At 62.9% G+C, this 23,031-nt stretch carries 23 protein-coding genes; all 23 read right to left on the bottom strand.

Features of this window, described 5'->3' with window-relative positions:
- Positions 1-5: 5 nt before the first annotated feature.
- The 23 genes from AFIC_RS07875 to AFIC_RS07765 all read right to left on the bottom strand — a co-directional run bounded on the left by AFIC_RS07875 (position 6) and on the right by AFIC_RS07765 (position 23,029).
- Entirely contained in the window at positions 6-557 is a 552-nt protein-coding gene (locus AFIC_RS07875) for a copper chaperone PCu(A)C (RefSeq protein ID WP_275248562.1), read from the bottom strand.
- Positions 554-1,057, bottom strand: a complete 504-nt coding sequence (locus tag AFIC_RS07870; protein ID WP_275248561.1) for a TlpA family protein disulfide reductase — start codon at positions 1,055-1,057, stop codon at positions 554-556. The genes AFIC_RS07875 and AFIC_RS07870 overlap by 4 nt, the downstream gene beginning before the upstream one ends.
- An 8-nt stretch (positions 1,058-1,065) precedes the next feature.
- Entirely contained in the window at positions 1,066-2,286 is a 1,221-nt protein-coding gene (locus AFIC_RS07865) for a sialidase family protein (RefSeq protein WP_275248560.1), read from the bottom strand.
- Complete coding sequence (locus tag AFIC_RS07860) at positions 2,283-4,688, bottom strand: TonB-dependent receptor family protein (protein WP_275248559.1); 2,406 nt, start codon at positions 4,686-4,688, stop codon at positions 2,283-2,285. Before AFIC_RS07860 ends, AFIC_RS07865 begins: the two co-directional genes overlap by 4 nt.
- A gap of 81 nt (positions 4,689-4,769) precedes the next feature.
- A complete protein-coding gene (locus AFIC_RS07855; protein WP_275248558.1) occupies positions 4,770-5,135 on the bottom strand; it encodes a DUF2946 domain-containing protein in 366 nt (121 codons plus the stop codon).
- Positions 5,136-5,677: 542 nt separating this feature from the next.
- A complete protein-coding gene (locus AFIC_RS07850; protein ID WP_275248557.1) occupies positions 5,678-5,953 on the bottom strand; it encodes a DUF1467 family protein in 276 nt (91 codons plus the stop codon).
- Position 5,954: 1 nt separating this feature from the next.
- On the bottom strand, positions 5,955-6,356 hold the full coding sequence (mce, locus tag AFIC_RS07845) for a methylmalonyl-CoA epimerase (protein WP_275248556.1): 402 nt from the start codon (positions 6,354-6,356) through the stop codon (positions 5,955-5,957).
- An 8-nt stretch (positions 6,357-6,364) separates the two neighbouring features.
- A complete protein-coding gene (locus AFIC_RS07840; RefSeq protein WP_275248555.1) occupies positions 6,365-8,035 on the bottom strand; it encodes a ribonuclease J in 1,671 nt (556 codons plus the stop codon).
- Positions 8,035-8,814: a biotin--[acetyl-CoA-carboxylase] ligase gene (locus AFIC_RS07835; RefSeq protein ID WP_275248554.1), complete on the bottom strand. Its 780-nt coding sequence runs from the start codon at positions 8,812-8,814 to the stop codon at positions 8,035-8,037. Before AFIC_RS07835 ends, AFIC_RS07840 begins: the two co-directional genes overlap by 1 nt.
- On the bottom strand, positions 8,814-10,247 hold the full coding sequence (gene nuoN / locus AFIC_RS07830) for an NADH-quinone oxidoreductase subunit NuoN (protein ID WP_275248553.1): 1,434 nt from the start codon (positions 10,245-10,247) through the stop codon (positions 8,814-8,816). The genes AFIC_RS07835 and nuoN overlap by 1 nt, the downstream gene beginning before the upstream one ends.
- A gap of 15 nt (positions 10,248-10,262) precedes the next feature.
- On the bottom strand, positions 10,263-11,771 hold the full coding sequence (locus AFIC_RS07825) for an NADH-quinone oxidoreductase subunit M (RefSeq protein ID WP_275248552.1): 1,509 nt from the start codon (positions 11,769-11,771) through the stop codon (positions 10,263-10,265).
- Positions 11,771-13,861 (bottom strand): NADH-quinone oxidoreductase subunit L, encoded by a 2,091-nt coding sequence (nuoL, locus tag AFIC_RS07820; protein ID WP_275248551.1) that lies wholly within the window; start codon positions 13,859-13,861, stop codon positions 11,771-11,773. The genes AFIC_RS07825 and nuoL overlap by 1 nt, the downstream gene beginning before the upstream one ends.
- Before the next feature lie 64 nt (positions 13,862-13,925).
- Positions 13,926-14,234, bottom strand: coding sequence for an NADH-quinone oxidoreductase subunit NuoK (gene nuoK / locus AFIC_RS07815; RefSeq protein WP_275248550.1), 309 nt, complete (start codon positions 14,232-14,234; stop codon positions 13,926-13,928).
- Positions 14,231-14,869: an NADH-quinone oxidoreductase subunit J gene (locus AFIC_RS07810; RefSeq protein ID WP_275248549.1), complete on the bottom strand. Its 639-nt coding sequence runs from the start codon at positions 14,867-14,869 to the stop codon at positions 14,231-14,233. Before AFIC_RS07810 ends, nuoK begins: the two co-directional genes overlap by 4 nt.
- A gap of 6 nt (positions 14,870-14,875) precedes the next feature.
- The gene (gene nuoI / locus AFIC_RS07805; RefSeq protein ID WP_275248548.1) at positions 14,876-15,364 is read right to left on the bottom strand and encodes an NADH-quinone oxidoreductase subunit NuoI; all 489 of its coding nucleotides are present in this window, start codon (positions 15,362-15,364) and stop codon (positions 14,876-14,878) included.
- Positions 15,365-15,371: 7 nt separating this feature from the next.
- On the bottom strand, positions 15,372-16,442 hold the full coding sequence (nuoH, locus tag AFIC_RS07800) for an NADH-quinone oxidoreductase subunit NuoH (protein WP_275248547.1): 1,071 nt from the start codon (positions 16,440-16,442) through the stop codon (positions 15,372-15,374).
- Positions 16,443-16,449: 7 nt separating this feature from the next.
- Complete coding sequence (gene nuoG / locus AFIC_RS07795; RefSeq protein WP_275248546.1) at positions 16,450-18,522, bottom strand: NADH-quinone oxidoreductase subunit NuoG; 2,073 nt, start codon at positions 18,520-18,522, stop codon at positions 16,450-16,452.
- A 5-nt stretch (positions 18,523-18,527) separates the two neighbouring features.
- The gene (nuoF, locus tag AFIC_RS07790; RefSeq protein WP_275248545.1) at positions 18,528-19,853 is read right to left on the bottom strand and encodes an NADH-quinone oxidoreductase subunit NuoF; all 1,326 of its coding nucleotides are present in this window, start codon (positions 19,851-19,853) and stop codon (positions 18,528-18,530) included.
- A gap of 16 nt (positions 19,854-19,869) precedes the next feature.
- A complete protein-coding gene (locus AFIC_RS07785) occupies positions 19,870-20,046 on the bottom strand; it encodes a hypothetical protein (protein WP_275248544.1) in 177 nt (58 codons plus the stop codon).
- Positions 20,043-20,669, bottom strand: a complete 627-nt coding sequence (gene nuoE, locus AFIC_RS07780; protein WP_275248543.1) for an NADH-quinone oxidoreductase subunit NuoE — start codon at positions 20,667-20,669, stop codon at positions 20,043-20,045. The genes AFIC_RS07785 and nuoE overlap by 4 nt, the downstream gene beginning before the upstream one ends.
- Before the next feature lie 70 nt (positions 20,670-20,739).
- Positions 20,740-21,957 carry an NADH-quinone oxidoreductase subunit D gene (locus AFIC_RS07775; RefSeq protein ID WP_275248542.1) on the bottom strand — a complete coding sequence of 406 codons (1,218 nt, stop codon included), beginning with the start codon at positions 21,955-21,957 and terminating at the stop codon, positions 20,740-20,742.
- Positions 21,954-22,385: a thioesterase family protein gene (locus tag AFIC_RS07770; protein WP_275248541.1), complete on the bottom strand. Its 432-nt coding sequence runs from the start codon at positions 22,383-22,385 to the stop codon at positions 21,954-21,956. Before AFIC_RS07770 ends, AFIC_RS07775 begins: the two co-directional genes overlap by 4 nt.
- A complete protein-coding gene (locus tag AFIC_RS07765) occupies positions 22,382-23,029 on the bottom strand; it encodes an NADH-quinone oxidoreductase subunit C (RefSeq protein WP_275248669.1) in 648 nt (215 codons plus the stop codon). Before AFIC_RS07765 ends, AFIC_RS07770 begins: the two co-directional genes overlap by 4 nt.
- Positions 23,030-23,031: the final 2 nt, after the last annotated feature.

Genomic DNA, 23,031 nt, shown 5'->3' with positions numbered 1-23,031 from the left:
AGCGATCAATGTCCCGTGTGTGTCTTGTCCATCTTCTGCATTTTCATAGCATCCATCTTCATCGTGCCGTCCACGGGCGCACTGTCCGCCGACATCGCAGCGATGGAGTTGATCTTGAATTCGACATCCACGGCCCCTGCCTTCTCGAAGGTCAGCTTGCCCTTGACGACTTCATTCTGCTTGAGAGGCGCTTTCAGGCCCATCAGCATCAGATGATTGCCCTGGGGATTGAGCTTCACGGTCTGACCGGGCTTGATCTCAATGCCATTCGGCAATGGCCGCATCTTCATCACGCCGCCGTCCATTTTCATCTCATGAATCTCGACATGATCCGCCTCCGGAATCGACGCCCCGGTCAGGCGGTCAGCCGTCTTGCCATTGTTGGTGATGGCAAGATACGCGCCGCCGACCTTGGCGCCTGACGGCGTGGCGCGCGCCCACGGCTGCACGACCGTCAGATCACCGGCCTTGTAGTCCGTCGCGAGAGCCGGCGTGGCCACGCCAATCGCAAGAAACAGCGCGGCACCTGCGATGCCCAGTTTTGTCGTCCTCATCATTTCTTCCTTTCGCTTGCCGCCCAGTTCTCAAGGCTTAAAATTTCTGCAGATCCCTCGATCGTCTTCATCGAACCGTCCTTGCCGATCAGCACGGTACGTGGGATGTCGCCCTGCCATTTGGGATCGATCTCGTAGCGCAACCGCTCGGTGAAGGTGTCGCCGAACACCCAGTTCTCGGTGGAGGCGAGCCCCGCTTGCGACACCATCGCCCGCACGGCGGCGGGCGTGTTTGGAACCAGATCGGCATCGATCATCACCACGTTGATATCGGGATGCGCTTTGGCGAAGCGGCCGAGCTCCGGCAGTTCGACCTTGCAGGGCCCGCATGTCACGCCCCAGAAATGCACCAGCGTCGGCCGCCCGGCATGGGCCTGCCGGATCATTTGCCAGCTTCCGCGCTCAAACGGCCTGATCTCGATAGCTGCATCGGCCAGCACGGCGCGTGCGAACAGGAGCGTCGCCGCAACGGCAAACAGCCCGCCAGTCAGATGCTGTTTCATGTGACGTCTCATGTTCCCTGCCCGACCGGCTGGAAATGATAGCCGTCCTTCTTCGTCATCCACGACAGAAACACTGTATGCCCATCGCTCACCAGCAACGGATGGTCCGAGGAATCCGCCGTTGCGGCGACAGTCTTCGGCTCCGACCACGTCTTGCCGTCATCGGCGGACTGCATCATCCGCACCGTGGTCTTTTCGCCGTCGAATTCCTTCCACGCCAGATAAGTGTCTTTGGCGGTGGCAAGCACGAAGGCCCGCGCCGGATTGTGCGCGGAATCGCCGATCGCGACCGGGTCGGAGAAGGTCGCACCGCCATCGGTCGAGCGCGCGTAGAACAGGCCCTGACGATTCTTGCCGTTGGTGTACCAGGTCGCATGATAAGTGCCACCCGGTGCGATCGAGAGGCTCGGTCCCTGATGCGGACAGGCATTGACCTTCCAGTCGTCATTGCTGACACGATGAATCTGGCCCGGCGTGTTCAGGTCGCTGAACGTGACGATGGCGTGATCGCGCACACCGCCGTTAAAAATGTTACGGAAGATCACGACCGGATGTCCGTGTCCGGCGAACGCCACACCGAGGCGGCAGCATTCGCAGGTATTGTCGTGGGCAAGCTGCGCCTGCGAATAGACCGCGCCGTCTTTCGAGGTCGCGAAGAACAGAGCCGCGCCGTCATAGGCCTCGCCCTTTTTCTTCGCGGGCGCGCGATTGCGCTTGTCGAGCCAAGCCGCGAACACCGTGCCGTCGGTGTCGAGCGCGAGCGCCTCGAATCGCTGGCTGATATTGCTCGGCGTGATCGGCCTGATCGGCGCGAAGCTCGCACCGCCATCCGTCGAACGCGTGGTGAAGACCTCGCCGTTGAACGCCTTGTCGCGGAACGTCGAGAACGCCACGATCAGGTCGCCGTGCTTGTCGATCACGATCTTCGGCCGCGCATCCGGGCCCCAGTCCATGTCGAGCTTCTGATCCGTAACCGCGACAGGCTTGGTGAAATTCCGCCCGCCATCCGTCGAGGCCGCGACCGCGACATTGCCGCCCGCCAGCATTGCGATCCAGAGCTTGCCGTCCGGCCCGAATGCGGGCGTCACCTTGGTCGCGCACGCCAGCGTGACCTCGGCGCAACCGGCCTCGCCTGCGTGGCTGCGCATGTCATGCGCAAGCACTGGCGCCTGCCAAAGCATCAGCGCGGCAGCGGGAGCAATCCATTTTTTCATGATGACCTGTCTCATCGGAACGCCACCTTCATGCCGGCGATGAACGCGCGTGGCGATCCGGCGTAGACCGAGCCGGTCGAATTGGCGAGCACGCTTGCCGGATTTTGAACGCCCGCACCTGTCACGCTGTTGCCGATGTTGTTGGCTGACGCGATGTAGGTCTTATCGAACAGATTGCGGACCTCAAAGTAAACATTGAGTGTCTTGAAGACGTCCGACTTCAGGCCGGTCGTGTAATGCACGTTGAGGTTCACCAATTCGTAGCCCGGCGCTTTCAGGAGATTGGCATTGTCCATGTAGAAGGCATCCTTCCACTGGAGTTCGACGAACGCGCCAAGCCCGGCATAGACGCCTGCCATCTCGTCATAACCGAGCCGCGCCGTCAGTTCATTCGGAGAGATGCCGGGAATTTTGTTGCCAGCGCGGTTGAAGCTGAAGCTCGTGCCGTTATTCAGGATCTCGGTGTAGTCGGTGTAGATCTGGTCGAGATAGGTGTAGGCGAGCGTCGCGCGCCAGCCGGGCTGGAATCGCCAGTCGGCGGCGAGTTCAATACCGCGATGCTCCGAGCGCGGCGCGTTAAACATGAAGCTCCCGTTCGGCGCACCCACGGGCGTGGCTTGCGACACAAGCTCGTTACGGAAGAATTCGTAGAAGCCGGTGAGACTCACCTTCACCGTTTTGTTCGGCGTCCAGTCCACGCCGAGGTCGTAACCGACATTCCGCTGCGGCACGAGATTGGTGTTGTTGCCGTTCTGGCCATTGGCAAGCACGAACAGGTTGCCGACCTGCGGCGTGCCGTAGCCGGTGCCGACGCGCGCCCGCCCCTGCCATTCGTTGTTGAACTTGTAGAGCAGCGCGAATTCAGGAGCGACATTGGTGAACTGTTTGTCGGCCGAGGTCAGCGCTGTCGTTGAGGCCGGATCGTTGGCGACCGGATATTTATACGCGGTATTCACGCCCTTGAGCTCAGTATTCTCCCAGCCGATCCCGGCGATGGAGGTTAGCGCATCGGTCAGCCGCAACTCTTCGCGCGCGCGCAAGCCGAAATTGGTGTGCGTGCCGGTGACGTTCGAGGACAGGAGACCGAGCGTGGCATCGCCCCCCGGCATCACGTTGCGCGTATCGCCCGACCAGCTCAGCGTGTTGTAGAAACCGCCGAAATAGGTGGTGGAGTCGAAGCCGAACAACTGGCCGCGATGAGTGAGATCGCTCATGAAATTATAGGACGGATAGTCGCCGATCGCGCTGGTCGCGCCGGTCGGCTGGCTGATGTTGCGGTCGTCAAACACAAGCTGGTTGCGCCACGTGGTCTGGTTGTCGACGTCGTGCTCCCAGCGCGCGCCGACGATGGTGCGCCGATCCGTGCGCCCCAGCCCTGCCTGCTCGGCCGTCAGCGCGGACTTCGAGCCATTGAAGCCGTTATTGAACAGCGACACCGTCGCGCATCCCGGCGCAGCACCCGCGGCCGTTGCACAGCCGCGCTGGAAAGGATTCTGGTCAAACTGATTGAGCGACAACCGGATCGGCAGCCGCGCATCGACATTGTTGTTGATGATCTTCAGCGTGAAGCGATCGTCGGGCGTCGCCTGATAGGTGCCGAGGAAATTCACCGTCTGGGTGTTGAACCAGCTATTGCCGATGAACCCGTCGCCGCGCGCGTCGCTCGCGAACAGCGAGGCTTCGAAATTGCCGACCTTCTTTCCCACCGTGAAATAATTGTTGAGGTAGCCGAAGCTGCCGCCGTCGATGCCGTATTCGGCGCCATTGATGCTGCCGCCCGGACGGGTACGGAAATTCAGCGCGCCGCCGGTGGCATAATTGCCGTACAGCGCCGAGGACGGCCCCCTGATCACGTCGATCGCGCCATAGGCGTGCGGGTCGATCAGATCGCTTCGGGAGAGCCCGTCCGGCTGCGTCACCGGGAATCCGTCGTCGAAGATCACCATGTTGCGGATGCCGAAGCCGTTGCGCGCGTTCGAGCCGCGTATCGAGATGCCGAAATCGCGCGGTCCGTTGCCTTGCTTCACCGAAATGCCGGGGCTATCGCGCAGCACGTCGTTCACCGAGAACGACGGGCGGTTATCGAACTGGCCGTGATCGATGGTGGTCGCGGTCTGTCCCGTAGGCGCCTGCGCAAGGCCCGCAAGCGCTGCCGCCGGCGCGGCGCTGCCGCCCGTCACGATCACGCGCGGCGTAGTCGCTGGATTGGCGGCGGATCGCGAGGACCGCCGCGTCCCTGCCGCGCGCGTATTCTGCCTGCGGGCGGGCTTGGCGCGCGCCGCGCGGGGTGCTTCCACCGTGACCTCGGGAAGAACATGCCCATCAACATGATCGGCGAAACTGGATGACGCACCAGCAAACAGCGCGCCGCAAGCGGCGATAATCGTGACGCCACCAAGGGCGGGAGGCTTGAGCATTGCAATATTCCCGATAACTGCCGTGGGCAGTCACTGAACAGAAGGCAGCAGGCAAAACCCGCAGCCCGCGGACTGTCTCAATCAGGAATAGGCAGGGGGACCGCGCGCATGAGGCCGGTCATCGATTCCGCCGCGGCGGAAGGGCGTCCGGCTCTCGAGCCAGGCGACACGCTGGTAGATGCGCTGGATGGCGACATGGAGCGCAACGGGATGATCGAGCGTCGGTACGACATGCGCCACCGCGCAAAGCGGGCAGCAGTTCGTATGGGCCGCGGAAGGCGCCGTATCAGAGGCCGTCCCGTCGTGCTCGCCCGAGCAGATCACAATACCGCTGAGCGGATCATTGCTCGCGGCGGCAGCGGCGCGCATCATCGCGATCGGTGCAAAAAGCTGCACCAGAACCGCGATCATGACGATGGGAACCAGATGTCCCAACCGCTTGCGCATTGTGTCCCCCACCGGATGAAATCCGGATGTTCCTGACTAAGCACGGCAATATCGAAATGTCGATATTGTCTGTTCCACATATAGAACACCGCCGCGCAACAATAATTCAATGCCAGAGTCAAATAGGAATTTTGTTTCCAAAAATGATGACAAGAAAAAAACAATGCGGTAAAACGGCGGCGTCAGTCAGGACGGCCATTCTGCCGAACCTGCTGTGGTCTAGGTCTTGGGAGGAGGCCCGACGTGCACAACGCAGCGTCATCCCCGTCTAAACAACGATAGATCCAACTGCTCGGGGACACAGGGTCGCGACATTTCAGCAGCAGGGCTTCCGGCCCTGCTCTTTTTTTGTCCCTATTTCCGGTCCGTTTCGCCTGTCTTTATCGACCTCATCCTTGGTGGCCCGGTTCTGTTCGCATTATGCTGATCGCACGCAGAGACCCGCGCATTGCGCTGGATCAAGCGCGACGATGGCCGCGATGGGAACATACGAAGTCAGAAACGCGAGATCAGTGGATCGCGTCACGATCCAATTTTGCGGGTCAGAACGGCAGGCCGATTGCCTTGCTTATGCGATCCATATCGATAAACCCGAGCCGATATGCAAAAAAACCGCAACCGAAGATGACCGACGAGATCAGCGTGGTCCACAACAGTTTGCGGCCCATGCGTGCAAGCACCGGCGCGCCGGGATCGGTTCCCATGCTCACCTCGCCGCTTTCCTGCTGGCTGAGCACGCCGAACGGCAGCACGGCGAACAGAGTGACCCACCAGACCACGAAATAGATCGCAAACGCGGAGGAGATTGCCTGGGCCATTCTACGCCTCCTCGATCTCGATCAGTGTTCCCGAGAAATCCTTCGGGTGGAAAAATAGCACCGGTTTGCCGTGCGCGCCGATGCGCGGCGTGCCGTCGCCAAGCACCCGCCTGCCATCGGCAATGAGCCGGTCGCGCTCGGCGATGATATCATCAACCTCGAAGCAAATGTGGTGAATGCCGCCATCCGGGTGGTGCTCAAGGAATTTTGAGATCGGCGACGCCTCACCCAGAGGCTCGATGAATTCCAGCTTGGTGTTCGGCAGCGCCACGAACACCGTCGTCACTCCATGTTCCGGCTGGGCTGTCGGCACGGATACCTCGGCGCCGGCCGCGGAATACACGGCAGCCGCCGCTTTCGCGTCCCTCACCGCGATCGCCACATGGTTCAGCCGGCCCAGCATCGCGCTTCTCAGACCTCCAGAACGTGGACGACGCAGACCGTCTTCTTGCCCCATTGCTCGGCGATGGCCGAGCGCACCGCGCGCCGTATCGCTTCACCTACGGCATCGGAATCGCGCCGCTTGGCGCGCGGCAGATTGTCGAAAGTCGCAACCGCGACGTCGTAGATCAGTTCATCCATCAGTTCGCCCGCCGCGTTCCGCTCGGGGATTCCGACCAGATCGACCTGGGGGTCGTCCGCCAGTTCGCCCTGCTCCGTCAGCGCCAATGCGACGAACGCGCCACCGGCAAATGCCAGCCGCCGCCGCGCCACCACCGCGCGCGCATTCTGGTCCTCCAGAATCTTGCCGTCCTTGTAAAGGCGGCCGGACGGCACCTGTTCGACGATGGCGGGCTCGCCGGGCGCGAGCCGAACCTGATCGCCATTCCTGCACACCAGCACTTTAGGCACGCCGCAGGACCGCGCGAGGCTCGCATGTTCCGACAGATGCAACGCCTCACCATGCGCGGGGATCAAGAGTTGCGGCCGCACCCACGAGATCATGTCGCGCAGTTCGTCGCGGCGCGGATGGCCGGAGACATGGACCATATGGGTGCGGTCGGTGATGACCTTGATGCCCTGACTGACGAGACCGTTGATGATCGCTCCCACCGCCTTCTCGTTGCCCGGAATGGTGCGCGAGGAAAAGATCACGGTGTCGCCCTTGTTGAGCGTCACCTCGGGATGATCGTCATTGGCGATGCGCGCCAGCGCCGCGCGCGGCTCGCCCTGGCTGCCGGTGCACAGCGCCAGTACCTTGTTCGGCGGAAAGTGACCGTAGAGGTCCGCGCCGCGAAACGGCGCGATGCCGTCGAGATAACCGGTCTCGCGCGCCACCTGCGCCACGCGCTCCATCGCGCGGCCGATCAGTACGACTTCACGATCCGCCTCGCGCGCGGCTTCCGCCACGGCGCGCATCCGCGAAACATTCGAGGCGAAGGTCGTCACCGCCACCCGCCCCTTCGCGGCCTTGATGATCTCGGCGAGGCCCAGCGCGACTTCCCGCTCGGAGGCCGAGCGGCCTTCACGAACGGCATTGGTGGAATCGCCGACCAGCGCCAGCACACCCTCGTCGCCGAGTTCGCGCAAGCGTTTCTCGTTGGTCGGCTCGCCGATCAGCGGCGTCGGATCGAGCTTCCAGTCGCCGGTGTGAATCACCAGCCCTTCGGCGGTGCGGATCGCCAGCGCATGGGATTCCGGAATCGAATGCTGCACGGCGACGAATTCGACATTGAAAGGGCCGATGTCGATACGTCCGCCGGATTCGATCACCGTGACAGGAATATTCGGCGGGTTGCGCTCGCTCGCACACTTCGCCTCGAACAGCGCGGCGGAAAATTTCGTGGCGTAGATCGGGCATTGCAGGCGCGGCCACAGATCGATGATCGCACCGAAATGGTCTTCATGGGCGTGGGTCAGCACGAGCCCGACGAGATTCTTCTTCTCGGATTCAATGAAACGAATATCCGGCATCACCACGTCGATGCCCGGCAGATGCTCCTCATTGCCGAACGACACGCCGAGATCGACCGCGAGCCATGAACGCTGCCTGCCCTTGCCGAGGCCGTAGAGCGACAGGTTCATGCCGATCTCGCCGATGCCACCGAGCGGCACAAAACTCAATTCATCAGCACGCGCCATTACGCCGCTCCCGCGGACATCGCCGCACCGAAATAAACGTCGCCCGCCGCGACCTTGGTCGATCCGCCATCATGGGACACGACAAGACGCCCCGCCTCGTCGATGGTCTCGAACACACCGTCAATCACCCGTTCGCCTTGGCGCACCTGAATCGCCGCGCCAAGTCCCGCCGCGCGCACCAGCCATTGCGTGCGGATCGTCTCAAAGCCCCGGCCATGATCCCAGAGCGCAAACCACTCGGCCCATGCATCCGTCAGCGCTGCGAACAACGCCGCCGCATCGGTGACGATGCCCTGCGCATTCAGAGAGGTCGCGGGATACGGCGTGCCCTCCGGCGCGGCGACGACATTGACACCCATGCCGACAACCGCCGCAAGGCCGTCCGGTGTCGCTTCCGCCTCGATCAGGATGCCCGCGAGCTTCTTGCCGCCTGCCAGCACATCGTTCGGCCATTTGAGCCGGAACGAAGCCGCCTCATTGCTGACCTTCCGCAAGGCCGTCTCCAGCGCCAGCCCGGCGGCAAAGCCCAGCGTCGCCGCGCCCGCGTGATCGGTCGTGAGCGTCTCGACGACGCTGCATGCGAGGTTGCCCGGCGGCGAAATCCATGCCCGCTGCCGCCGCCCGTGCCCCGCCGTCTGGTGCGCGGTCGCAAGCCAGAGCGGCCCCTGCTCACCCGCGCGCACGCGCGTCAACGCCTCGGCGTTGGTCGAATTGAGCGTGTCGAAGCTGACAAGGCGGTATTGTGCTGATTGTGCTCGGGGTCCGAGCGCGAAGCCCATCAGAACAGCGACTTCGCCGCAGCCGTGGCCGCGCTGACCAGAGGACCGGGATAGGCGAAGTAGAGAAGGTTGAAGATGCCAGCGAGTGTCAGAACCGTCCGCAGCTCGCCCGCCATCGGATCGACCGCGCCCTTGGCCTCGTCGAAGTACATCGTCTTGATGATGGCGAGATAGTAGAACGCGCCCACCACGCTGCACAGCACGCCGATCACGGCCAGCGGGTAAAGCCCGGCCTGGATCGCCGCGAGGAAGACGTAGAATTTCGCAAAGAAGCCCGCGAGCGGCGGAATGCCCGCCAGCGAGAACAAGAGCATCGCGAACATGAAGGCGAGATACGGATTGGTCCGCGACAGGCCCGCGAAATCGCTGATCTGCTCGAACGGCTGGCCGTTGCGCTTGAGGCAAAGGATGAACGAGAAGCTGCCGAAGGTCATCGCCACATAGATCGCGACATAGATCAGCACGCCCTGCGCGCCCTGCGCCGTGCCCGCCGCGAGGCCGACCAGCGCGAAACCCATATGGCCGATCGAGGAATAAGCCATCAGGCGCTTGATATTCTTCTGGCCGATCGCGGCGAACGAGCCGAGCGCCATGGAGGCGATGGAAACGAAGGTGACGATCTGCTGCCAGTCGTGCGTCACGTTCGGGAATGCGGTGAGCAGCACGCGCACCAGCACCGCGAGCGCGGCGACCTTCGGCGCGGAGGCGAAGAACGCCGTCACCGGCGTCGGCGCACCCTCGTACACGTCCGGCGTCCACATGTGGAACGGCACGATCGAGATCTTGAAACACAGGCCGACCAGCAGGAACACGATGCCGAAGATCACACCGATGCTGCCGGTCTTGGCCGCCGCGGCGATGCCCGCGAATTCCACCGTGCCGGTGAAGCCATAGATCAGCGAGGCGCCGTACAGCATCATGCCCGACGACAGCGCGCCGAGGACGAAGTACTTCAGGCCCGCTTCCGTGGATTTCAGATTGTCGCGGTGGCTCGCCGCGACGACGTAGAGCGCGAGGCTCATCAGTTCGTAGCCGAGGTAAAGCGTGATGAGGTCGGTTGCGGAGATCAGCACCATCATGCCAACGCTGGAGAGCAAAACGAGGATCGAATACTCGAAAATCCGCGCCTGATTGGCGAGGAAGCCGCGCGAGATCACCAGCGTCACGGCGGACGCGATCAGCATCACGGTTTTCAGGAAGCGCGCGTAGTCGTCGACCACGAAGCTGCCGCCGAAGGTGGTCAGCCGTCCGGCAGGCAGGCACAATTCCAGCACCAAAACCACGGCCAGCAGCACAACAGCCAGAATGGTGACAATGCGCACCGTGCGCTCGCCGCGATAGGCACCCAGCATCAACAGCGCCATCGCGCCCAGCGCGAGCACAATCTCGGGCAGGACCGGAAGCAGCGAATAATCTGCGACGTTGACGTTCATTCGTGCGTCCTGCTCTTAAAATAGTGCCGCGGCTTTGACGGCGTGAACCGCCGCGCCGTAATTCTCGACGAGTTGATGGATCGATGCCGCCGACATATCCAGCACCGGCTTCGGATAAACGCCGAACAGAATGGTGAGGACGATGAACGGCACGAAGATCGCGATCTCGCGCCCGGTCATGTCCTTGATGCTGGCCAGCGACGATTTGGTGAGTTCGCCGAACACGATCTTGCGGTACAGCCACAGCGCATAACCCGCCGACAGGATCACGCCCGTGGTGGCGAAGATCGCGGTCGGGACCGAAACCTTGAAGGTGCCGAGCAGCGTCAGGAATTCACCGACGAAGCCGGAGGTTCCCGGCAGGCCGACATTGGCCATGGTGAACAGAAGGAACGTGAAGGCATACAGCGGCATGCGGTTGACGAGGCCGCCATAGGCCGCGATCTCGCGGGTGTGCATGCGGTCGTAGATGACGCCGACGCAGAGGAACAGCGCGCCGGACACGATACCGTGCGAGATCATCTGGAACACGCCGCCCGCGACGCCCTGCATGGTGCCGGCGAAGATGCCCATGGTGACGAAGCCCATATGCGCGACGGACGAATAAGCGATCAGCTTCTTCATGTCCTCCTGCATCAGGGCGACCAGCGAGGTGTAGATGATCGCAATCGCCGACAGCGTCCACACCAGCGGCGCGAAGTCATGCGAGGCCAGCGGGAACATCGGCAGCGAGAAGCGCAGGAAGCCGTAACCGCCCATCTTCAAAAGGATCGCCGCCAGCACCACGGAGCCTGCCGTCGGCGCCTCGACGTGCGCATCCGGCAACCACGTATGCACCGGCCACATCGGCATCTTCACCGCGAAGGACGCGAAGAACGCCAGCCACGCCCAGGTCTGGAGGCGATGCGGCAGGTTCGTCGTCATCAGCGTCGGGATGTCGGTGGTGCCCGCCTGCGCATAGAGCGCCATGATGGCGAGCAGCATCAGCACCGAGCCGAGCAGCGTATAGAGGAAGAACTTGAAGCTCGCATAGACGCGGCGCGGGCCGCCCCAGACGCCGATGATCAGGAACATCGGGATCAGGCCGCCTTCGAAGAACAGATAGAACAGCACGAGGTCCAGCGAGGAGAAGGTGCCGACCATCAGCGTTTCCAGAACCAGAAACGCCATCATGTATTCGCGCACGCGCGTCTGGATCGATTTCCAGCTCGCAATGATACAGAACGGCATCAGCGCCGTGGTCAGGATCACGAACGGCAGCGAAATGCCATCCACGCCCATGTGGTAGTTGATCGCCGCGCCCAGCCACTGGGCGCGCTCCTCAAATTGAAAACCCGGTTGCGAAGAATCAAAATGCAGCAGCAGGACCAGCGACACCGCGAAGGTGATGAGCGTGGTCCACAGCGCGATCCAGCGCGCGTTGCGGGCGGCAATGGCATCGTTGCCCCGCGCCAGCAGATACAGCAGCACCGCGCCGGCGACCGGCAGGAACGTGGTGACGGACAGAACAGGCCAGGTGGTCATTATTGCTGGCCCCCGAGACCGAACATGAACCAGGTAATGAGCCCCGCCACGCCGATCAGCATGGCGAAGGCGTAGTGATAGAGATAGCCGGTCTGTAGCTTGACGACGCCACGCGTCACATCCAGTACCCGCTTGGACACGCCGTCAGGTCCGAGCCCGTCGATCAGCATGCCGTCGCCCTTCTTCCACAGCGTGGTGCCGAGCCACTTGGCCGGGCGCACGAAGATCCAATCGTACAGCTCGTCGAAGTACCATTTGTTGAGCAGGAACTTGTAGAGCAGCGGCTGCTGGTGCGCGAGTTCGACCGGCAGATACGGCCTGGCGATGTAGAACAAATAAGCCATCGCAAGACCCGCGAACATCATCACCGTCGGCAGCAGCGCGATCCAGTGCGGGATGTGATGCATCGCCTCCATCACATGCTCGTCCACCTTCAGCGCGGAGCCGAAGAACTCGCCGACGCCGTGGCCCGCGAACAGTTCCTTGAACGGGAAACCGGCGGCGAAGGAGCCGACCGCCAGCACCGCGAGCGGAATCAGCATCACCAGCGGGCTTTCATGCGCCGCCTCGAAATGATGCTCGTCATGCGGCTTGCCGTGGAACGTCATGAAAATCAGGCGCCAGGAGTAGAACGAAGTCAGGCCCGCCGCGACCACGGTGCAGAGGAAGCCGTAGAACGCGAACGGATTGCTGTTCGCCGCGAAAGCGGATTCGATGATCGCATCCTTCGAGAAGTAACCCGCCGTCAGCGGAAAGCCGGTGAGGGCCAGCGTGCCGATCACCATGGTGGCGTAGGTGAACGGAATCTTCCGCCACAGCCCGCCCATGTTGCGCATGTCCTGCTCGTGATGCATCGCGAGGATCACCGAGCCCGAGCCTAAGAACAGCAGCGCCTTGAAGAAGGCGTGCGTGAACAGGTGGAAGATGCCGACGGAGTAAGCCCCCGCCCCCATCGCCACGAACATGTAGCCAAGCTGCGAACAGGTCGAATACGCGACCACGCGCTTGATGTCGTTCTGCACGAGGCCGATGGTCGCGGCGAAGAGCGCCGTGGTGCCGCCGATCAGCATCACGAATGCCTTGGCGTGCGGCGCCAGTTCGAACAGCGGCGACAGGCGCGCCACCATGAACACGCCCGCGGTCACCATGGTCGCGGCGTGGATCAGCGCGGAGACCGGCGTCGGGCCTTCCATCGCGTCCGGCAACCATGTGTGCAGCAGGAACTGCGCGGACTTACCCATCGCGCCCATGAACAGCAAGAGGCAGGTCAGCGTCAGCGCATCGACATCCCAATGGAACAGGTGAATGGTCTTGCCCACGAGGCCAGGCGCGCCCGCGAAGATCGTCTCGAAATCGGTCGAGCCGACCAGCGCGAAGATCGCGAAGATGCCGAGCGCGAAGCCGAAATCGCCGACGCGGTTGACGACGAATGCCTTGATCGCCGCCGCATTCGCCGAGGGCTTCTTGTACCAGAAACCGATCAGCAGATAGCTCGCGAGACCGACGCCTTCCCAGCCAAAGAACAGCTGCACCAAATTGTCGGACGTCACCAGCATCAGCATGGCGAAGGTGAACAGCGACAGATACGCCATGAAGCGCGGACGGTTCGGGTCCTCGTTCATGTAGCCGATCGAATACAGATGCACGAGCGAGGACACGGTCGTGACCACAACCAGCATCACCGCCGTCAGCGTATCGACGCGCAGCGCCCAGTTGATCTTGAGAGAACCTGAATCGATCCAGCTCGTCAGCACGATGCGCAGATCGTGATGCATCAGCGCGACATCGACGAACGTCACCCAGGCGAGCGCGGCCGAAGTGAGCAACAGAGCGGTGGTGACGATTTCGGCGAGGCGCGAGCCAGCCGCCGCCGGCTCAACCGGACCATGATGGTCGTCGTGGCCGTGGTCGTCATGATGGGCATCGTGCGCGTGGGCCGCGCCATTGGCATGGTTATGGGCATGGTCATCGTGCCCATGCGCATGGTCCATCTCATCCCCGCTCGGGCAGCGCGCATGCGCGCCGATGAGCGTGATGACGCCCGCGATCAGCGCGCCGAGAAGCGGCAGGAAAACAATCGCCTGAATCATAACGTCATTCCCCTGACCATGATCTGGTCCGAAAACCGGTGCCCACTTTTCGGGATCATGCTGGTCAGCCCTTCATCAGGTTGATGTCTTCGACCGCGATGGAGCCGCGGTTGCGGAAGTAGACGACGAGGATCGCAAGTCCGATCGCGGCTTCCGCCGCTGCCACCGTGAGAACCAGCAGCGCGAATACCTGACCGACGATGTCGTTGAGGAAGCTCGAGAACGACACCAGATTGATGTTGACCGACAACAGGATCAACTCGACCGACATCAGGATGACGATGACGTTCTTGCGATTGAGAAAGATGCCGAGAATCCCGAGCGTGAACAGGATCGCCGCGACAGCCAGATAATGTCCGAGACCGATCGTCATTTCACCCACTCCCCGGCATCGGCGTCCTGCAATCCCTGCCCTGACGGCACCTGACGCACCGCCATCGCGGTCGCCTTGCCCCGCGCGTTCTGGGCGCTGATGTTCTGCCGCTTGACGCTCGGCTTGTGGCGCAGCGTCAGCACGATGGCGCCGATCATCGCCACCAGCAGCACGAGACCGGCGAGCTGGAAGTAATGGATGTAGCGCGTGTAAAGCACGAGACCGATGGCCTCGGTGTTGGTCACGGTCGCCGGGATCGGCGCGGTGATCGAATGCGCGACGTTCGGGCTCAGCACCCAGCCGCCCGCGACCAGCAGCAGTTCTGCGAGGAAGATCGCGCCGATCAGAATGCCGACCGGCAGATACTCGATGAAGCCCTGCCGCAGTTCGGCGAAATCGACATCGAGCATCATGATGACGAACAGGAACAACACCGCGACCGCGCCGACATAGACCACGATCAGGATCATCGCGAGGAACTCGGCGTTCAAAAGCACGAACAGCCCCGCCGCGTTGACGAAGGTCAGGATCAGGAACAGCACCGAATGCACCGGGTTACGCGAGGTCACGACCATCACGGCCGAGGCGACGCAAACGCCGGCAAAGAGATAAAAGAACAGCGCGGGAAGGATCATGAGGCGTTACCTGTACGGCGCGTCTTGTTCGATGTTCTTGGCGATCTCGCGCTCCCAGCGGTCGCCGTTCGCGAGCAGCCGGGCCTTGTCGTAATAGAGTTCTTCGCGCGTTTCGGTGGCGAACTCGAAGTTCGGCCCCTCGACGATGGCATCCACCGGGCAGGCTTCCTGGCACAGACCGCAATAGATGCACTTCACCATGTCGATGTCGTAGCGCACGGTGCGGCGCGTGCCGTCATTGCGGCGCGGCCCCGCCTCGATGGTGATGGCCTGCGCCGGGCAGATTGCCTCGCACAGCTTGCAGGCGATGCAGCGTTCCTCACCGTTCGGATAACGGCGCAGCGCATGTTCGCCACGGAATCGCGGCGAGATCGGGTTCTTCTCGAACGGATAGTTCACGGTCGGCTTCGGCTTGAAGAAGTAGCGCATCGTCAGCACGAAGGCCGACGCGAATTCCCTGAGCAGAAGCGAGTTGACGGCTGATGCTATTCCCATGATGCCCTCACTTCGGCGCCAGCTGGAAGAATTGCAGGACGCCCGCGACGATCACGACCATCGCCAGCGACAGCGGCAGGAATACCTTCCAGCCGAGACGCATCAACTGATCGTAGCGGTAGCGCGGAACGATCGCCTTCGCCATCGCGATCATGAAGAAGAACGCGAACGCCTTGAGCGAGAACCAGATCACGCCCGGCACCCAGTTGAACGGCGGCAGATCGACCGGCGGCAGCCAGCCCCCCATGAACAGGATCGCGGCCATCGCACACATGGTACAGATCGCGACGTACTCGCCAAGCATGAACAGCAGGTACGGAGTCGAGCCGTATTCGGTCATGAAGCCCGCGACCAGTTCGGATTCGGCTTCGACGAGGTCGAACGGCGGACGGTTGGTTTCCGCCAGCGCCGAGACGTAGAAGATGACGAACATCGGCAGCAGCGGCAGCCAGTACCAGTTCAGGAAGCTGAGCCACGGCACGCCGAGCATGGTGGCGAGGCCGCGATGGTGCTGCGCCTCGACGATGGCGGTGAGGTTCAGCGAGCCGACGCACAACAGCACGGTGATGATGACGAAGCCGATCGAGACCTCGTAGGACACCATCTGCGCCGCCGAGCGTAGCGCCGCCATGAACGGATATTTCGAGTTCGACGACCAGCCCGCCATGATGATGCCGTAGACCGACAGCGAGGAGATCGCGAGGATGTAGAGGATACCGACATTGATGTCGGCGATCACCCAGTTCAGGTTGACCGGGATCACCGCCCAAGCCGCGAGCGCCAGCACGCAGGAGACGAGCGGCGCGAGCAGGAAGATGCCCTTGTTGGCGCCGTCCGGAATCGTCGGCTCCTTCAGCACGAACTTCAGCAAGTCGGCGAAGGATTGAAACAGGCCCCACGGGCCGACCACGTTCGGGCCGCGGCGGATCTGCACCGCCGCCCAGATCTTGCGGTCGGCAAGAAGGATGTAAGCGATCGCGACCAGCAGCACGACGAGCAGCAGCACGCTCTCCGCCAGCATGATGATCAGCGGCCAGAGGAAGTCCGTCCAGACAGAGCTTGCGAAGAATTCGGACATCAGTTCATCACTCCGCTGCGCTCAGGATTTGCCCGGAGGCAAGACGCGAACATTCGGCCATCACCGCCGATGCGCGGGCGATCGGATTGGTCAGGTAGAAGTCCGCGACCGGGCTCTTGAAGGCAGCCTTGTCGGCGTTGCCGCCCCGCCCCGCCAGCGCCTTCAGCGCGGACGCTCCATCCGACGCCTCGATCTGGTCGAGGCGCATCAGATGCGGCAGCGCCTTGAACATCGCCTGCCGCAACTGCTGCAAGGAGTCGTAAGGCAGCCGTTGCCCAAGCGTCTCCGACAACGCGCGCAGCACGGCCCAGTCCTCGCGGGCCTCGCCCGGCGGGAAGCCCGCGCGGTTGGCCATCTGCACGCGGCCCTCGGTGTTGACGTAGATGCCGCTCTTTTCGGTGTAGGCCGCGCCCGGCAGGATCACATCGGCGCGGTGCGCGCCACGGTCGCCATGGGTGCCGATATAGACAACGAATGCGCCCGCAGGCACCTCAACCTCGTCCGCGCCGAGCAGGAACAGCATGTCCAGTGCGCCGGGTGCGAGCATCTTTTCGGCATCAAGTCCGCCCTCGCCCGGCACGAAGCCGAGATCGAGCGCGCCGACCGATGACGCCGCCGTGTGCAGCACGCCGAAGCCATTCCAGCCGTCCTTGACGGCGGCAATGCCGGAAGCCAACGCCGCCGCCTGCGCGAGCAGCGCCGCGCCGTCCTTGCGGCCGAAGGCACCCGCGCCAACCAGCACGATCGGATTCTTCGCGCCCTTCAGCACGTCTGCGAACGAATGCTTGCCCGCAACGATGTCCGCCACCGTCTCGGGGCCCGCGCCGAGATGTTCGTATTTATAGGTGAGATCGACTTTCTCGCCGATCACGCCGACCTTCATCTGGCCGGTGCGCCAGCGCTTGCGGATGCGCGCGTTGACGATCGTCGCTTCCTTGCGCGGATTGGCGCCGATGATGAGCAGCGCGTCGGCCTGCTCGATGCCCGCGATGGTCGGATTAAAGATGTAGGATGCGCGGCCGAACTTCGGATCGAAGCTCGCGACATTCTGCGCGGCGATGTTGCTTGAGCCGAGCCGCGACAGCAGGTCCTTCAGCGCGAACATCTCCTCCACGGCGGCAAGATCGCCCGCGATGGCGCCGATGCGCTTACCTGTCGCCTTCTTCGCGGCGATGGCGGCAAACGCCTCGCTCCACGAAGCCGCGCGCAGCTTGCCGTTCTCGCGCACATACGGACGGTCGAGACGCTGGGTGCGCAGGCCATCGACGATGTGACGGGTCTTGTCGGAAATCCATTCCTCGTTCACCGCCTCGTTGACGCGCGGCAGAATGCGCATCACTTCGCGGCCACGGGTATCGACGCGGATCGCGGAGCCGACCGCATCCATCACGTCGACGGATTGCGTCTTGCCCAATTCCCACGGACGCGCAGCGAACGCATAAGGCTTCGAGGTCAGCGCGCCCACCGGGCAGATGTCCACGAGGTTGCCCTGCAACTCGGAGGTCAGCGCGCTTTCGAGATAGGTGGTGATCTCGACATCCTCGCCACGGCCGATCAGGCCCATCTCCGGCACGCCGCAGACTTCGTTGGCGAAGCGGACGCAGCGCGTGCACTGGATGCAACGGGTCATCACCGTCTTCACCAACACGCCGAGATACTTGTCCTCGACCGCGCGCTTGTTCTCGGCGAAACGGCTGGTATCGACGCCGTAGCCCATCGCCTGATCCTGCAAATCGCACTCGCCGCCCTGATCGCAGATCGGGCAATCGAGCGGATGGTTGATGAGCAGGAATTCCATCACGCCTTCGCGTGCCTTCTTCACCATTGGCGACTTGGTCTTCACCGATGGCAGTTCGCCGTTCGGGCCCGGACGGCAATCGCGCACGCCCCAGGCGCAACTCGCGACCGGCTTCGGCGAGCCAGCGACCTCGACAAGGCACATGCGGCAGTTGCCCGCGATGGACAGCCGCTCGTGATAGCAGAAGCGTGGAATCTCGGCGCCCGCCGCCTCGCACGCCTGCAACAGCGTGTATTCGGCCGGGACATCGATCTCTTTTCCGTCGACGAGGATCTTGGTCATCGCATTCACTCCGCCGCGACCATGTGATCGGGGTCGAGGATGCCCTGATCGTCGAGTGTAGATTTGCGCGTGAAGTCGTCGATGCGCCGTTCGATCTCCGGCCGGAAGGCACGGATCAGGCCCTGGATCGGCCACGCCGCCGCGTCGCCGAGCGCGCAGATGGTATGGCCTTCGACCTGCTTGGTGACTTCGAGCAGCATGTCGATCTCGCGCTTGTGGGCGCGGCCCTCGACCATGCGGGTGAGCACGCGCCACATCCAGCCGGTGCCCTCGCGGCACGGCGTGCACTGGCCGCAGCTCTCGTGCTTGAAGAAGTAGGAAATGCGCGCGATCGCCGCGACGACATCGGTGGACTTGTCCATCACGATGGCGCCTGCGGTGCCGAGACTCGACTTCACCGCGCGGGTGCCGTCAAAGTCCATGATGAGGTCTTCGCAATCCGCCGCCGGAATCAGCGGACAAGATGCGCCACCGGGAATGACCGCGAGCAGATTGTCCCAGCCGCCGCGAATGCCGCCGCCGTGCTTCTCGATCAGTTCCTTGAAGGTGATGCCGAGCGCGTCTTCCACCACGCAGGGCGTGTTGACGTGGCCGGAAATGCCGAACAGCTTGGTGCCGACATTGTTCGGACGGCCGATGGCCGCGAACCACGCAGCACCACGGCGCAGGATGTCCGGCGCGACCGCGATCGACTCGACGTTGTTCACCGTGGTGGGGCAACCATAGAGGCCGACATTCGCGGGGAACGGCGGCTTCAGGCGCGGCTGGCCCTTCTTGCCTTCAAGGCTTTCGAGAAGTGCCGTCTCTTCGCCGCAGATGTAGGCGCCCGCGCCGTGCGTCACGTAGAGATCGAACGGCCAGCCGTGGATGTTGTCCTTGCCGATCAGCTTCGCCTCATAGGCCTGATCGACGGCGGCTTGCAGATGCTCGCGCTCGCGGATGAATTCACCGCGAATATAAATGTAGGCGGCATGCGCACCCATCGCGAAGCTCGCGAGCAGGCAGCCCTCTACGAGCAGATGCGGATCGTGCCGCATGATCTCGCGGTCCTTGCACGTGCCGGGCTCGGACTCGTCGGCGTTGACGACGAGATAGCTCGGACGGCCGTCGGTGGATTCCTTCGGCATGAACGACCATTTCATGCCGGTCGGGAAGCCCGCGCCGCCACGGCCGCGCAAGCCCGATGCCTTCATCTCGCTGACGATCCAGTCGCGGCCCTTTTCGATGATGGCCTTGGTGCCATCCCATGCGCCGCGACGGCGCGCGCCTTCCAGCCCCCAGTCATGAAGGCCGTACAGATTCTTGAAGATGCGATCCTTGTCGTCGAGCATGTCGCTTCCTGAAGCCTCAGCTTTTCGATTGTCTGTAGGCGATGACAGCAGCAATCCCACCAAGCGCGAATGCCCAGCTCAAGCTGGTTTCAAGCCCGGTCTTGAGAAAGTAGTAGTTCAGTACGAAGAAGAACGCCGCCGCGAGCAGCGCGTGAAGAGCCACCCGGCCCCACCCGTTCGCGAGGTTGCTCATGGCTTGTCCTTCCCATCGACGCTGGTCAGCACACGCGGGCCGCCTTCGGGAGCCGAGAACTGGCGTCCGTTCTGCGGGCCCGGCTCCGGCGGATTGCCCGAGGCAAAACCGTCGAGCACCTTGTTCAGCGTCTCCGGCGTCAGATCCTCGTAGGTGTCCTTCCAGATCATCACCATCGGCGCGTTCACGCAGGCGCCGAGGCACTCGACCTCCTCCCACGAGAAGTCGCCATCGGCCGAGACGTGGAACGGATCGTGATGGATGCGATGCTTGCAGACCTCGACCAGATCCTTCGCGCCGCGCAGCATGCACGGCGTGGTGCCGCAGACCTGCACATGCGCTTTCTTGCCGACCGGCGAGAGCTGGAACATGGTGTAGAAGGTCGCGATCTCCATCACGCGGATATGCGCCATGCCGAGCAGGTCGGCGACCGCGCGGATCGCGGCTTCCGACACCCAGCCCGCGTTCTGCTCCTGGGCGCGCCACAGGATCGCGATCACGGCTGACTGCTGACGCCCTTCCGGGAATTTCGCGATCTGCTGCTTCGCCCAGGCGAGATTCTCGTCGGTGAAGACGAAGCTCGCGGGCTGCAACTCTTTCGGTGCCAAACGCCGAACGGACATTACATTCTCTCGATCGTCATGGAGCCGCAGCGCGCGAAGCTCCTGCCCAGATTGTCGATGTGCGAAGCCATCATCGATCCACCTCGCCGAACACGATGTCGAGGGAGCCGAGGATGGCGGAAACGTCGGCCAGCAGATGGCCCTTGCAGATGAAATCCATCGCCTGCAAATGCGCGAAGCCCGGCGCGCGGATCTTGCACTTGTAAGGCTTGTTGGTGCCGTCCGCGACGAGATAGACGCCGAACTCGCCCTTCGGCGCTTCCACGGCGGCGTAGACCTCGCCCGCCGGAACGTGAACGCCTTCGGTGTAGAGCTTGAAGTGATGGATCAGCGCTTCCATCGAGCGCTTCATCTCGCCCCGGCGCGGCGGCGTGATCTTGTTGTCCTCGATCACGACAGGCCCCTGCCCGTCCGGCGCACGCAGCTTGGCGATGCACTGCTTCATGATCCGTACCGACTGATGCATCTCCTCGATGCGGATGCAGTAACGGTCGTAGCAGTCGCCGTTCTTGCCGATCGGGATGTCGAAATCCATTTCGGCGTAGCACTCATAGGGCTGCGCCTTGCGCAGATCCCACGCGGCACCCGAGCCGCGCACCATCACGCCGGAGAAGCCCCACTCCCACGCCTGATCGAGCGTCACCACGCCGATATCGACGTTGCGCTGCTTGAAGATGCGGTTGTCGGTGAGCAGCACTTCGAGATCGTCGACCTTCTCGGGGAAGGCATCGCACCAGGCGTCGATATCGTCGATCAGCTTCGGCGGCAGGTCCTGATGCACGCCGCCGATGCGGAAGAACGCCGCATGCATGCGCGACCCGGAGGCGCGCTCGTAGAACATCATCAGCTTTTCGCGTTCCTCGAAGCCCCACAGCGGCGGCGTCAGCGCGCCGACGTCCATCGCCTGCGTGGTGACGTTGAGGAGGTGCGACAGGATGCGGCCGATCTCGCAATACAGCACGCGGATCAATTGCCCGCGACGCGGCACGGTAATGCCAAGCAGTTTTTCCGCCGCCAGACAGAAGGCATGCTCCTGATTCATCGGCGCGACGTAATCGAGCCGGTCGAAATACGGGATCGCCTGCAAATAGGTCTTCTGCTCGATCAGCTTCTCGGTGCCGCGATGCAGGAGGCCGATATGCGGATCGACGCGCTCGACAACCTCGCCGTCGAGTTCGAGCACGAGACGCAGCACGCCGTGCGCGGCCGGATGCTGCGGGCCGAAATTGATGGTGAAGTTGCGCGTGCCGGGAGTGTCGCGGAGCGCGTCTGCCTCGGTGATGCTCATGCGGCTACTCCCGCCTTCGCGGCCTTGTCGGAAACCCGCGCCTTGAACTTGTCCCACATCACCGCATAACGCTCGTGGCGCCCTTCCCCGATCACATCGACGCCGTCATGCGCCTTGACGGTAAAGCGCAGCAGCTTGCCCTTCACATCGGTGCATTCGACATCGACATTGATTGTAAGGCCGGGCGGGGTCGCCGCGGTATGATTGACATCAATCAATGTGCCGAGCGTGCCCTCGCCCTCCTCGAGATGAGGACGGATCATGTCCATGCAGGCCCACTCCATCAGGCCGACCATGTAGCCGGTGGCCAAGACGTGCGGCATGATCTGGAAATCGCGCGCTTCAGGAAACAGATGCGGCACGGTCTTGTTCTCCGGCACGCGGTAGGTGAAGCGGTGGGTCGATCCGGCGGTGAGCGAAGGCTTCATGGCGTGGACGCCTTCTTCTCTTCGCCCGGCGGCTTCGGCGCAGCGGCGGCCTTTTCGTCGCCCGGCAACAGATAGTCCGCGCCTTCCCAAGGCGACAGGAAGTCGAACTTGCGGAATTCCTGATTGAGGCGCACCGGGTCGTAGACCACGCGCTTTTCCTGATCGTCGTAGCGGACCTCGACGAAACCGGTGGTCGGGAAATCCTTGCGCAGCGGATGACCCTCGAAGCCGTAATCGGTCAGCAGCCGGCGCATGTCGGGATGACCGGTGAAGATCACGCCATAGAGGTCGTAGGTCTCGCGCTCGAACCAGTCCGCACCCGGAAACACCGAAATGATCGAGGGCACCTGCGTCGCCTCGCTCGCCTGGCCGCGCAAGCGAAGCCGCGCGTTCAGCGTCGGGGACATCAAATGATACACCACGTCGAACCGGTTCTCGCGCCCGGGATAGTCCACCGCCGTCACGTCGATGATGTTGACGAAGCGGCAGCGCGAATCGGTCTTGAGGAAACGCGCGACCTCGACGATGCGGGACAGATCGACCGAAATGTTGAGTTCGCCGACCTCGACCGCATGGCCGAGCGCCGCATCTGGCAGCGCACCAACAATCGTCTGACCGAGAGCGTCGAGTCTGGCGTCGTCCATCA

The sequence above is a fragment of the [Pseudomonas] carboxydohydrogena genome, assembly GCF_029030725.1.
Taxonomy (GTDB): domain Bacteria; phylum Pseudomonadota; class Alphaproteobacteria; order Rhizobiales; family Xanthobacteraceae; genus Afipia; species Afipia carboxydohydrogena.
This window is presented reverse-complemented; position numbering and strand designations above follow the sequence as displayed.